We start from the raw sequence: 11,118 nt of genomic DNA, 5'->3' as shown, positions 1-11,118 counted from the left end.
ACTGAGCGTCGCTCAGTTCATACCGCCTAACCGCCACCATCGACCTCCGTGCCTAACACGGTATCTTATGAATCAGCGATTAAGCGATTTGGGAATCCTGAATGTCGATTGGTCCTAGCCCGGATGTCGCTTACCGGCAGCAGCCCGACGCGAAGATCAAGGCCGAACCTCTCTCTGACGAACGCCGCCACCTGCCTGAGGGCCGCGGCCGCCATCGTCAGCCCTTCCGGCGGAAGCGCGAAAGCCGCGCCATCGCCGCGAAAGACGAAGGGAAACTCGAAGTTGCCCCAGGCATTGCCAACAGCGGCAATCGCCGAGGCACCGGTGTAGTTCACGTCCTCGTAGCGCCCGGCCCGGATCGCCAGCGTCGAATTGACGATATCGGTAATCCCGATCAGCCAGTCGTCGGGCAGCGGCTCGTAGACATCGGGATCGAGTACCAGCGAAAAGTCGCTGTAGGCCGGAGCGTGTTGAGCGTCACTGTTCGTGTGCATGGGCATCCTCATGGTAGACGGATCGGGTCGCTCAAATCAGCCTTCGGGCAAAGCGGCAGCGCTATGACAGCCGCGATAAAATCGACGCCATAAAATTAAATCGGATGCGATAGAAATATCCGAATTGGCGCATATGTCAATACGACACAATTTAATCGGATACGATTGTTTTCACATTTCGGTGAGATCATCGCGTGCGCCGGTGATTTGTTGGAACGCACGAAGGATGCTCTCGACGTTCATTCGAAAGCATCGGTCCGTCTCCAGAAGGAGGTCCGTTTGAAAGCGGGAAGCTCAAGAGCGCCGTGCGTTTATGTGAACGCACCAGGGACGCTCCAGCCCTTTGATTCTAGGGCATCTTTCTGCCTCAGTGATTCCACTTGAGGCAGGGGGGCACTAGGCGATCTTGATGATCTCAAGCTCCTGATCGCCGACACTCATGACATCACCGACCTCTTTGCCGAGAAGGATGCGCGCCACCGGTGAGACATAGGAAATCGAGCCCGCCTTGGGATCGGCTTCGTCCTCGCCGACAATCCGGTAGGTCTGCACGCGCCCATCGTCGCGGCTGAAGGTGACCGTGCTGCCGAAGGCCACCACCTCGGTCGAGCCCGGCTCTGGCATCAGTTGCGCTGTGCGCAGCCGCTCTGCGAGATAGCGCAACTCGCGCAAAGGCCCGGCCTGTTGCCGGCGCTTCTCGTTCACGTCGTCGATCGAGGCCGCCGCTTCGTAGGCCGCGCGCGCCTCCTGCACTTGCACCTCCAGCGCCTTCAGGCCCGCGTCCGTGACAAGGTTCGGATGCGGCGAAATCGGCCGGTCGGGCAGCAGCGTTTCCGCCGCAGTTTCGGCACTCTCTTCCTTGGTGAAGGCAACGCTCACTCTTCAAAACTCCGTCTGGCTGCAAGGCGCAGCCATCCCTTTGGAGAACTGCGCTCGGTCCCATATCGGCCTGCCGCTGGCCGATCAACACTATACGCACCTTGCCCGCCCTGCGGCCACCGGAATGTCCGCCCTGCCCACGAGGCTGATGCCTCGCCTGAGCGGATTGAGGGCTCGGCCAATCGAGGCCTGCCTGGCACTAGCCTCATCATTTCCACCCGGTTGGTCCGCTAGTTGCCTTCCGGTGAGGCCACCACCAGCCTTTGCTTGGCCCCTGCGCCCGAGCGTTCGATGGTGTCCACCACCCTCACCCGCACCTCTGCCGGCACGGCGTCGACTGCATTAAGCGCCGCGCGCACGGCCTGCTCGACCGCCCCGCTGACGATTTCGGCGTCCACCTCGGCAAACACGGCGATGACGATCTCCAGGCCGCCGGGCAATTGCACGAACTGGAACTGCCGCACCCCGGCCGCACCGGTCAGCGGTGAGCGCAGCCGGTGCGCATGCACGTCCACCGTCCCGCCCCCTCGCCTGGCAAAGCGCAGCCTTTCTTCTCTCCGGCCGGCGATCGACCCGATGCGCCAGAACGGCAGGCCGCACCGGCAGGGCCCCGTCGCCATCGCCACGATGTCGGAGATCTCATAGCGAACGAGCGGCAGGGTGCGGTTGGTAAGCGTCGTGATCAGCAGTTTCGCGCCTTCGACGCCGTCGGGCACCGGGCGATCGTTTTCGTCGACCACTTCGAAGACGAACGAATCCTCGGCCAGATGCAGCCCGTCGCCCAGCAGGCATTCGTGTCCCATCGGCCCCGCCTCGGTGCACACATAGCTGTTGGCGACAACCGCCTGCCACGTCTCGGCCGCAAGGTCGCGTATCTCCTGCGTCAGGGTTTCGGCGCTGGTGCGAAACAGCCTCGGCCTGATGTGCAAGCGGCCCGCCTGTTGCTCGCTGGCCAAGACCCGCACGAACGACGGATAGGTGGAGATGACATCCGGCTGATTGGCGTTGAGGCCGTCCACGATCTCTTCGATCGGCATCAGCACGTTGAAGCGCGGCGCCGGCGGCCGCAGCGCGCGCAGTTCCACGCCGACATGATAGGAAATGTGGACCGGAGACGACGCAAAAATGGCAACGCTACGTGTCGTCTCGTCGATGCCGACGAACGCCTGAAAGCGCACCATGTTGGCGATTGCCGCAAGCCACGCGGCACGATCGAAAACCGCCACCCCGCGCTCGCCCGTCGTGCCACCGGTTGCAACGGCCGTATATTGCCCGAGCAGAAGAGAGCCCGAATCCACTCCGCTGAGATGTTGCTCCACCTGGAGCCGGCTCAGCCTCGGATCGGTGACGATTCGATCGAAATTCTCCATCAGCGCGCGCTTCGTCAGCACCGGAAAGTCCTTGAGCGGCGCGCCCCGCGCCACGAGCCCGCCGATCGTCTCCCGGTAATAGGCCGATGCGTCGACCGCGTGCCTAAGCGCCGATGTGAGCTCGCTTCGCTGAAAGGACAACAACGTGTCTCTCGACCATTCGGAACGGAGTTGCCGCTCGTGCGAATGCCTGAGAAGCTCCGAGGTATCCAGGCTTGCGGATGCTGCGGTCATCGATCAGACCTCTGTGACTGGCTTTTCACATGTTGGGCGTGCGGCCGAGTTGCACTCTCGTTGCCGGAGCGACGACTATAGCGCGAAAGCGGAAATCCATGCGACAACCGGCGAAAGACGCTTCAACCCTGAGTCTTCATGGGCACGGCGGCCGGGGGTCAGGGGCTGCCTCATGTGGGAGAAAAATCGTTGGCCGAACCGTTTGTCGTCTATGGAGCCTCAACCTCGGGATCCGTTCCGATCGAGGCAACGCTCAGCCTTCTCAACCTGCCTTATCGGGTCGAGGACCATGCCCCCTGGGAGGGCAGCCATGAGGCCGAGAGGCTCGCGCGCATCAATGCCCTGCGCCAGGTTCCGGCGCTGGCGCTGCCCACCGGAGAACTGATGACCGAAAGCGCCGCCATCCTGATCTGGCTCGCAGATTCCCACCCAGAAGCGCGCCTCGCGCCGGCTCTGACCGACGCAACACGACCGGCGTTCCTCAGATGGATGACCTTTGTCTCCTCGGCCATCTATGCCCTCTACTGGGTCGCCGACGACCCTTCGCGCGTCGTTGACCGTGCTGAGGACCACGCCACGGTCAAGGCGCGCCTGTACGAGCGCATCGCTCACTGCTGGGAGCAGATGGGCGCACAATTGCAGCCGGGGCGCTACCTCCTCGGCGAGGAGCTCTCGGTTCTCGATCTCTATGTGGCCACGGCGTCGCGCTGGTCGCCCGGGCGCAGCCGCTTCTATGACGTCGCTCCCGGGCTCGCGGACACCATCCGTCGCGTCGACGCCGATCCGCGGCTCGCGGCCCTTTGGGCAGAACGCTTTCCGTTTACGCCCGGCTGGGAGCGTTAAGTGCCGCGAATGGGCGACGTGACCAAGCGGAGAGTGATGATTGCCCTCGCTACGCTTCTGATCGTCTTCAGCCTGCTGGTAGCGTTCGGCCCGTTGGTCCTCATGGGTCTGATCCCATACCTGCCGCCGGCGCCGGATTGCGATATCGACCTGTCCGAGGCGGAAATCAGATCCCTGGTGATCCAAGACATTCATGGCCTTCGTCGCGAGCAGGAGCCGCACTACAGGATCGAAGACGGCATATGGTCAATCCGGGAACAGCCGTTCAAGCAGGCAAGGGAAGCGGACTCGGAGTATGACATGACCAAGTACGACGTCGAAGTGAGCTTTACCGGCGCCGGCTTCGAGGCCCTGGTCGGACCATGCGGAGAGACCATCATGACAACGCGGAAACGTCCCTTGGGTCCACCCGACGCCTGAAAAGCCGCACGGTACAGGCACCTCGTCCCCGGCCTGAGAGCGCTAATCGTCCAAAGCTTCTGCCACCCAGATTTGCAGCACGCTCGCCTTCCGTGCGAAGAACTGGGCGATGAACCAGGAATCGCCGCCGCTGCTGACCGAGGACGACCTGCGCCAGATTGCGCGCTGGGCGGTCGATTGCGCTCAGCGGGCGCTGCCGATCTTCGAGGCGGCGGTACCGGGCGATACACGCCCGCACGAGGCGGTCGAGGCTGCCCGCGCCTTTGCCGAGGGTGGGCCGCGCACCGCGCATCTGCGCAAGGCCGCCTGGGGTGCCCAGGCCGCAGCACGGGAAGTGGCAGACCCCGCCGCCAAGGCTGCCGCCCGCGCCGCCATTGCCGCCGCCGGTGCCGCCTACACCCACCCGATCGAAACACCGCACCAGATCAACCATGTCCTTGGACCCGCCGCCTACGCGATCCAGGCGCTGTCGCTTGGGGCCGCCAACGAAGCCGCGACCATGGAAGCGGAACTGCAATGGGCGGTCGCGGCCGCATCGCCGGAGATCCGGCGCATCGTCGGGAAGATGCCGGGACGAAAGCCCAGCAGGGGCGCGTTTCACGCCCTGCTCTTCGCGCTCGATACTGCACTGCGCCGCTGACCCAGCCTCCCTGTCGGGCACGCCTCCCGTCGGTCAACCCGACGCGCGCTCACGCGCCTTGCCCGCCTCGTCGCTCAGCCAGGCGATGACCGTCTGAAGCGCCTGGGATTTGCGATAGCGCGGCCAGACAAGATAGAAATCGGAGGGGCCGGACATGGATCCCTCAAAAATGCGCACGAGACGCCCCTCGGCAATGTCCTGGGCCACGAAATCACGGTTGGCGAGCACGATCCCCTGGCCTGCCGTCGCCGCTTCGATCGCGTGCGAGGTCTGGTTGAAGCTGATGCCCTTGAACGTGGCCTGCCGGCTCGAGCCTAGATGCCGCTCGATGAACTCCGGCCAGAAATTGTGCGCGTCGTGCAGCAGCGTATAACGGCCAAGCTCCGCCGCCGTCTCAGGCGGCTTTCGCCCCGCCATCAGCATCGGGCTGCAGACGGCGATGATCTCCTGCTCGAACAAAAGCTCCACGGCGAGCCCAGGCCCGAAGGGCGGCCGGCCGTAGCGCACTGCAAGGTCGACACCGTCTGCCTGGAAGTTCGACATGCGATCGGTCGCCAGGATATGCAGGTCGAGATCCGGGTGCCCTGCGGTGAAATCCGGCAGGCGCGGGATCAGCCATTTCGAGGCAAAGGACGGCGTGGTGCTGATCGTCAGCCTGACCGGTTGCGGTTTCAGCCCATCGGTCGCGCGCGCAATGATTTCGAGCGCCCGCCTCACGTCGGCGATGTAGGCGCGACCCTCGCCCGTCAGCGCAAGAATGCGCGGCAGCCGCTCAAACAGCTTCACCCCGAGCTCGGCCTCGAGCCCACGGACCTGCTGGGCGACCGCCCCTTGCGTGACGCCGAGCTCCTCGGCCGCAAGGCGAAAGTTGAGGTGGCGCGCCGCCACCTCAAACACCTTTACCCCGTTCAGCGAGGGGAGCTTTCCTGGCGCGTCACTCATCCGATAGTTTTTCTACTGGTACTTGAAAACGAAACTGCTTCGTCGTTGCGGCCCGGAGATGGTATTTCATTCGCAGTGGCCGCACAATCGGCACGACGGTGCCGCGCGTCCTTCAAGATGCACAAAGGTCGCTGTAAAACATGAAATGATCGGATTATGACGAGGAGAGCGAACAAATGGCAGTAGAAAAAGTGGCTGTAATCACCGCCGGCGGCAGCGGCATGGGCGCCGAGAGCGCCAAGCGTCTGGCCGCCGATGGCTACAAGGTGGCGATCCTGTCCTCCTCCGGCAAGGGCGAGGCGCTGGCCGCCGAGCTCGGCGGCATCGGCGCTACCGGCTCGAACCAGTCAAACGACGATCTGAAGCGTCTGGTGGACGTGACCATGGAAAAATGGGGCCGGATCGACGTGCTGGTCAACAGCGCCGGCCACGGCCCGCGCGCCCAGATCCTCGAGATCACCGACGAACAGTGGCACACCGGGCTTGACGTCTACCTGATGAACGTCATCCGCCCGGTCCGCCTCGTGGCCCCGATCATGCAGAAGCAGAAATCGGGCGCGATCATCAACATCTCGACCGCCTGGGCCTTCGAGCCGTCGCCGATGTTCCCGACGTCAGCTGTCTTCCGCGCCGGCCTTGCCTCCTACACCAAGATCTTCGCCGACACCTATGCGGGCGACAATGTGCGCATGAACAACGTGCTGCCCGGCTGGATCGACAGCCTGCCGGCCACCGAGGAGCGTCGCGACGCCGTGCCGATGAAGCGCTACGGCACCAGCGCCGAAATCGCCGCCACCGTCGCCTTCCTCGCCTCCGAAGGTGCGGGCTACATCACCGGCCAGAACCTGAAGGTGGATGGCGGGCTGACCCGCTCTGTGTGAGCATGCGCCACGGGCTGCCGGGCCGCATCGGATCAGACGGCGCCGTCGGCGCCCGCAAGCGGCAGTCGATCGGTGGAAGTGCGAGGGTTGACTGGTGCCGTTAGCGGCATGGTGAGGGTCACGCGGAAGTGAGCCGGCGAGATCGGCCCGGCGATCAGGGAGCCGCCCTCCGGAAAGCGTGCCTTTATCCGGTGTTCGACATTCGCAAGGCCTACGCCGAGACCGGGCCGGTCGGCGACGTGAAAAACCTCCGCCGCCTCGGAAATGTTGTCGACGGACAATTGCAGCCGATTGTCTTCCTGGGACGCCCTGATCGTGATCTTGAGATCTCCGGACGAGCGCCCGAGACCATGCTTGACGGCGTTTTCGACGAGCGGCTGCAGTATCAGGCTGGGGATGAGCGCCGTCTTGAGCTCTTGCGGTATGTCGAGCACGACACGGATGCGGTCGGAGAAGCGCTCCTTCTCGATTGCAGCGCCAGCTCCTCGGAAAGCGCCACGTCGCGCAGCGGATCCATCTCCAGTGTCCTGCGCAGAAACGACGAGAGCGAAATCACGACCCGGCCCGCCTGCGAGGATGCTCCCTCCTCGATCAGTCCGACGATCGAATTGAGCGTGTTGAACAGGAAGTGCGGATTGATCTGGTAGTAGAGCGCCTGCATCTTGGCGGCCAAAGCCTCTTCGCGCGAGACCGCAAGCCTGCGCTCCTGGGCACGAACCTTCAGGTTGTACATGTAGGCGATGAAGAAGCACGACCAGCCGAAGAACAGCGAGACGCCGAAAAACAGGGTGTAGCAGAAGTTCTCGAGATCGTATTCGATGGCGACGGACGGGTTGACGTAGGTGAACAGGTTGTAGTCGATGGTGGTCACGACCGATGAGGCGAGCACCGACAGGACAGCCGAAACAAAGACCTGGCCCGCGATATTGATCGTGCGCATCAACGCCACAATGTGGGAAATCACCAGCGTCAGCAGCACCGATGCAAGCGACCCCACCAGCTTGATGGGGGCGTAGTCGACCGGGTTGACCCCGAGCATGACCCAGAGAGATCCGGTGATGAAAAACTCGGCCGTCCAGAACCCCAGCACGAGCTTGAGGACCTTGGAGAGAAACTCGGTGGCACTCGTGTCCGAATGGTCCATTTCGAAGGTTTTTCGATAGAGACTTCCAAGCACCATCATCTTCACCTGCATTTATCCGACTGACGTAATTTAAGCTATCTGCATCAGCTCGGGAAAAATCAACCCAAAGACGCAAGCGTACGAGCGCGAGAGACCCGGGCCGCTCGTCATCGTGAGCGGCCGGGCGTCAATATTTTCTCCTTCGCCGAAGCACGGTGAAGTTCGAGCTGAAATTTGAGCGCGACGCGGATCCCGAAAAGATCCGCAAGACCATCAAGAAGGTCGGCCTTGCCATGCTCGAGGATCCGGAGATCGGCGGCGAATTCCTGGTGCCCTTGAAGATGCAGGGCATCCAGGACGTCACCGAAAACTCGCTCGTCGTGCGGCTGAAATTCACCGCCCGCCCCGGCAACCCGAGCATCCTGCAGCGCGAGGCGATGAAGCGCCTGCTGCCGGCCCTGCGCGAAGCCGGCCTCGACCTCGCCTCCAACGCCGTTACCGTGCGCTCAGGCGCCGCCGGTGCCGCCGAGGCCGAAGCGGCCGCGGCCAACCTGGCACTGGCGAAAAAGCCGGTGGCGGCAGAGGCGGAAGCGGAGGGGTAGGCCTCGGCGCAAGTCGGCATCTTCGATGGCGGCGACAGCGGTATGGAAACGCTGTTGATGCTGCGCAAACGCCGACTGCTCGTCACCGTGCTGTTGAGCGACCAGGCAAGAGCTGACATCTTCTGCTCAGAGCAGACACCCAGATGGAGCATCGAAAATGGACAACGACCACCTTTGGTACTGTCTCGTCGGCTCAAGGGACACCAATACGGGGATGCTTCGCTTCCTCCTTGCCGTCGGCGCATTCATCGTGCTTTTCGGCAGCCTCTTCTGGATCCTCGGCCAGTGAGTGAAGATCGAGTGCGTCGAACGGGAGTGCGCCCTTGCGAATGGCGGCAGCCTAGCCTGGTGCTGCCGTTGTGAAGAGCTCGGTATTTTCGAAGGGCGCAATGACGATAACGAAACACTCCTGGTTCGTCGCCACCGTCCACTAAACGACAGCCCGGAAGACCCGGACCTCACGGCAAGGCTGCATGCAGCGGCGCCGACCTGCTGTCCCCGCGGGAACAAGGGGCAGCCCTTCCCATTTGCTAGAACACACTCACGAAAGGCCCTCAGGCCTTTCACCCGGAAGCATCGGGTTTCCGGATCAATCATCGCCTGGCGCAACGAAGGATCACGATCAGGCAGGAAGGAAGAACCCATGCGTATCATCCTGGTAGCCCTTGTCGCGTCAGTCATGAGCATTTTGGTGTTCAAATATGCCAACCATTCGCTTGGCAATACGGAGATCGTGGCGACCGCCGAGCAGCTCGCCGCGCTTTGATCCCCAGCCGATGGCCGACCGAAAGGCCGGCCGGCTCCGCCCAAGCGCCGCCGTTTCGCGCGTCCCGTCGGCCAAGACCGCGAACACATCCTTAAATTGCAATCCTGATTCCAGCGCGATGGCGCGCCGGCGCCACTTATGTGCCGCGCGTCCTTCTCACATCACCAACCGAACAGGGCAGCAGGCTGCAAAAGAGCGGCAATGGCACCAAACCTCTGCCATTACAGGGGATTGATCTACCCCTCCGACTGCGCAATCGGCCCGATATCGCCCCGGAAATTGGTAGCGCCCACTTCAAAAGCAGCACCTAATACAAGTTGAACGATGCAAGAACGCTCCGAGCACGAAACGAGTTTCTGCACCCCGCGCTCCCCCGATTGGGTGAGGAACAATGCGTGAAGGCACCGCCGCTGTGAGAGACGTTGCGGCAAACAAAAACGCCATGCGTCCCGATGGAACGCATGGCGTCAGAAAGTTCAGTCCGCGCCGAGGCGGAAGGCGCGGATTACTGCAGCGTACGGGTCGGCGCCGGGGCTGCCTGGCCTGCGGCAGCACCAGCCGGATTGGCCGCCGAGCGGGCGCTATCGAGGCCGGTCGCAACAACCGACACCCGGAAGGTGCCGTCGAGCGAGCGGTCGAAGATCGAGCCGACGACGATGTCGGCCTCGTCATAGACTTCCTCGCGGATGCGGGTCGCGGCTTCGTCCACTTCGAACAGCGTCATGTCCATGCCGCCGGAAATCGAGATCAGCACGCCGCGGGCGCCGCGCATCGACACTTCGTCGAGCAGCGGGTTGGCGATCGCCGCTTCCGCCGCCTTCAGCGCCCGGCCCTCGCCGGTCGCCTCGCCGGTGCCCATCATCGCCCGGCCCATGCCCTTCATGACCGATTTCACGTCGGCGAAGTCGAGGTTGATGAGACCTTCCTTGACGATCAGGTCAGTGATGCAGCCGACGCCGGAATAGAGCACCCGGTCGGCGATCACGAAGGCATCGGCAAAGGTGGTCTTGGCGTCGGCGATGCGAAAGAGGTTCTGGTTGGGGATGACGATCACGGTATCGGCCGCCTCGCGCAACCGCTCGATGCCCTGCTCGGCCGTTTCCATGCGGCGCTTGCCTTCGAAGCTGAAGGGCTTGGTGACGACGCCGACCGTAAGGATGCCTGCCTTGCGCGCCGCAGCCGCGATCACCGGTGCAGCCCCCGTGCCCGTGCCGCCGCCCATGCCGGCGGTCACGAAGCACATATGCGTGCCGCCGAGGTGATCCATGATCTCGTCGATCGATTCTTCCGCCGCCGCCCGGCCGACATCCGGCAACGAGCCGGCGCCGAGCCCCTCGGTCACGGCCGCGCCGAGCTGGATGATGCGCGACGACTTCGACATGGCGAGCGCCTGCGCGTCGGTGTTGGCCACTACGAAATCGACGCCCTGAAGCCCTTCGTTGATCATGTTGTTGATGGCGTTGCCGCCACCGCCGCCGACCCCGATGACGGTGATCTTCGGGCGCATTTCGGTGATCGTGGGCTTCTTGAAATCGGTCATGGCTTGTCTCCTAGAACCAACGCCAGCGAGGCGTCAGCGGCGGGCGAATCGGGCAGCTTGTATTTTAGGAATTGAAAAAAGCCATGGAGAAGGCAAGCAAAAAGGACGGAGAGCCTATCCACATAAGTATTTTAGCGGGGCCGTAGAGGCGGGAAATCAGCCGCTAGGTTTCCGCGACAAAATGAAAAAAACCATCAAACAATCAAAGTCTTACGCCGCATCTGCCCCTCACCGTAACCCTCTCCCCGCAGGCGGGGAGAGGGGACGAGCACGACGGCCGGCTCCCAACCCGAGACGTGCCGTCAGCGAACGCGGCTACCGAGTTAGGCCGACGGCACGAGCGGGTGCCGCGAGTCTCCTTCTCCCCGTCAAAACGGGGAGAAG

13 protein-coding genes and 1 pseudogene are annotated in these 11,118 nt (G+C 63.1%); 7 read left to right on the top strand and 7 right to left on the bottom strand.

From position 1 onward, the window contains the following. Window positions 1-116: 116 nt before the first annotated feature. The 3 genes and pseudogenes from BBX50_RS19500 to BBX50_RS19490 form a co-directional block, all read right to left on the bottom strand. Window positions 117-494: pseudogene (locus BBX50_RS19500) on the bottom strand (DUF3095 family protein); the annotation flags it as partial. Between the two features lie 396 nt (window positions 495-890). Further along, window positions 891-1,373, bottom strand: a complete 483-nt coding sequence (greA, locus tag BBX50_RS19495; protein ID WP_065776979.1) for a transcription elongation factor GreA — start codon at window positions 1,371-1,373, stop codon at window positions 891-893. A gap of 230 nt (window positions 1,374-1,603) precedes the next feature. Next, the gene (locus BBX50_RS19490; RefSeq protein WP_244513202.1) at window positions 1,604-2,977 is read right to left on the bottom strand and encodes a phenylacetate--CoA ligase family protein; all 1,374 of its coding nucleotides are present in this window, start codon (window positions 2,975-2,977) and stop codon (window positions 1,604-1,606) included. A 189-nt stretch (window positions 2,978-3,166) separates the two neighbouring features. Between BBX50_RS19490 and BBX50_RS19485 the strand changes: the two genes are divergently transcribed. The 3 genes from BBX50_RS19485 to BBX50_RS29975 all read left to right on the top strand — a co-directional run bounded on the left by BBX50_RS19485 (window position 3,167) and on the right by BBX50_RS29975 (window position 4,880). Further along, the gene (locus BBX50_RS19485) at window positions 3,167-3,820 is read left to right on the top strand and encodes a glutathione S-transferase family protein (protein WP_065776978.1); all 654 of its coding nucleotides are present in this window, start codon (window positions 3,167-3,169) and stop codon (window positions 3,818-3,820) included. Between the two features lie 9 nt (window positions 3,821-3,829). Further along, entirely contained in the window at window positions 3,830-4,240 is a 411-nt protein-coding gene (locus tag BBX50_RS19480; RefSeq protein WP_065776977.1) for a hypothetical protein, read from the top strand. 109 nt (window positions 4,241-4,349) lie between these two features. Beyond that, complete coding sequence (locus BBX50_RS29975) at window positions 4,350-4,880, top strand: putative immunity protein (protein WP_065776976.1); 531 nt, start codon at window positions 4,350-4,352, stop codon at window positions 4,878-4,880. 33 nt (window positions 4,881-4,913) lie between these two features. Here the strand turns inward: BBX50_RS29975 and gcvA are convergent, their stop codons facing one another. Beyond that, window positions 4,914-5,822 (bottom strand): transcriptional regulator GcvA, encoded by a 909-nt coding sequence (gcvA, locus tag BBX50_RS19470; protein ID WP_065776975.1) that lies wholly within the window; start codon window positions 5,820-5,822, stop codon window positions 4,914-4,916. Between the two features lie 176 nt (window positions 5,823-5,998). Here gcvA and BBX50_RS19465 point away from each other — a divergent pair, with 176 nt between their 5' ends. After that, window positions 5,999-6,703 carry an SDR family oxidoreductase gene (locus BBX50_RS19465; RefSeq protein WP_065776974.1) on the top strand — a complete coding sequence of 235 codons (705 nt, stop codon included), beginning with the start codon at window positions 5,999-6,001 and terminating at the stop codon, window positions 6,701-6,703. A gap of 32 nt (window positions 6,704-6,735) precedes the next feature. Here the strand turns inward: BBX50_RS19465 and BBX50_RS19460 are convergent, their stop codons facing one another. Both BBX50_RS19460 and BBX50_RS19455 read right to left on the bottom strand, forming a co-directional pair. Continuing rightward, the gene (locus BBX50_RS19460) at window positions 6,736-7,137 is read right to left on the bottom strand and encodes an ATP-binding protein (protein ID WP_065776973.1); all 402 of its coding nucleotides are present in this window, start codon (window positions 7,135-7,137) and stop codon (window positions 6,736-6,738) included. Further along, window positions 7,089-7,898: a sensor histidine kinase gene (locus BBX50_RS19455; protein WP_065776972.1), complete on the bottom strand. Its 810-nt coding sequence runs from the start codon at window positions 7,896-7,898 to the stop codon at window positions 7,089-7,091. Before BBX50_RS19455 ends, BBX50_RS19460 begins: the two co-directional genes overlap by 49 nt. Before the next feature lie 143 nt (window positions 7,899-8,041). Here BBX50_RS19455 and BBX50_RS19450 point away from each other — a divergent pair, with 143 nt between their 5' ends. From BBX50_RS19450 to BBX50_RS30970, 3 genes are all read left to right on the top strand, one after another. Further along, window positions 8,042-8,428: a mechanosensitive ion channel family protein gene (locus tag BBX50_RS19450; protein ID WP_065776971.1), complete on the top strand. Its 387-nt coding sequence runs from the start codon at window positions 8,042-8,044 to the stop codon at window positions 8,426-8,428. A 157-nt stretch (window positions 8,429-8,585) separates the two neighbouring features. After that, on the top strand, window positions 8,586-8,717 hold the full coding sequence (locus tag BBX50_RS30975) for a hypothetical protein (RefSeq protein ID WP_274534028.1): 132 nt from the start codon (window positions 8,586-8,588) through the stop codon (window positions 8,715-8,717). A 354-nt stretch (window positions 8,718-9,071) separates the two neighbouring features. Next, complete coding sequence (locus tag BBX50_RS30970; RefSeq protein WP_274534027.1) at window positions 9,072-9,194, top strand: hypothetical protein; 123 nt, start codon at window positions 9,072-9,074, stop codon at window positions 9,192-9,194. Between the two features lie 505 nt (window positions 9,195-9,699). Here the strand turns inward: BBX50_RS30970 and ftsZ are convergent. Beyond that, window positions 9,700-10,734: a cell division protein FtsZ gene (ftsZ, locus tag BBX50_RS19445; protein WP_065776970.1), complete on the bottom strand. Its 1,035-nt coding sequence runs from the start codon at window positions 10,732-10,734 to the stop codon at window positions 9,700-9,702. Window positions 10,735-11,118: the final 384 nt, after the last annotated feature.

This window comes from Ensifer sp. LC11 (genome assembly GCF_001695835.1).
Taxonomy (GTDB): Bacteria; Pseudomonadota; Alphaproteobacteria; order Rhizobiales; family Rhizobiaceae; genus Ensifer.
Note: the sequence above shows the minus strand (reverse complement) of the source record. Positions and strands in the feature narration are given on the sequence as shown.

What these genes read in the sequence shown, in the direction of transcription:
- BBX50_RS19490 (WP_244513202.1), bottom strand. Translation starts at nt 2,977, where the DNA reads ATGACCGCAGCATCCGCAAGCCTGGATACCTCGGAGCTTCTCAGGCAT.
- BBX50_RS19480 (WP_065776977.1), top strand. Translation starts at nt 3,830, where the DNA reads ATGGGCGACGTGACCAAGCGGAGAGTGATGATTGCCCTCGCTACGCTT.
- BBX50_RS29975 (WP_065776976.1), top strand. Translation starts at nt 4,350, where the DNA reads ATGAACCAGGAATCGCCGCCGCTGCTGACCGAGGACGACCTGCGCCAG.
- gcvA (WP_065776975.1), bottom strand. Translation starts at nt 5,822, where the DNA reads ATGAGTGACGCGCCAGGAAAGCTCCCCTCGCTGAACGGGGTAAAGGTG.
- BBX50_RS19465 (WP_065776974.1), top strand. Translation starts at nt 5,999, where the DNA reads ATGGCAGTAGAAAAAGTGGCTGTAATCACCGCCGGCGGCAGCGGCATG.
- BBX50_RS19455 (WP_065776972.1), bottom strand. Translation starts at nt 7,898, where the DNA reads ATGCAGGTGAAGATGATGGTGCTTGGAAGTCTCTATCGAAAAACCTTC.
- BBX50_RS30975 (WP_274534028.1), top strand. Translation starts at nt 8,586, where the DNA reads ATGGACAACGACCACCTTTGGTACTGTCTCGTCGGCTCAAGGGACACC.
- BBX50_RS30970 (WP_274534027.1), top strand. Translation starts at nt 9,072, where the DNA reads ATGCGTATCATCCTGGTAGCCCTTGTCGCGTCAGTCATGAGCATTTTG.
- ftsZ (WP_065776970.1), bottom strand. Translation starts at nt 10,734, where the DNA reads ATGACCGATTTCAAGAAGCCCACGATCACCGAAATGCGCCCGAAGATC.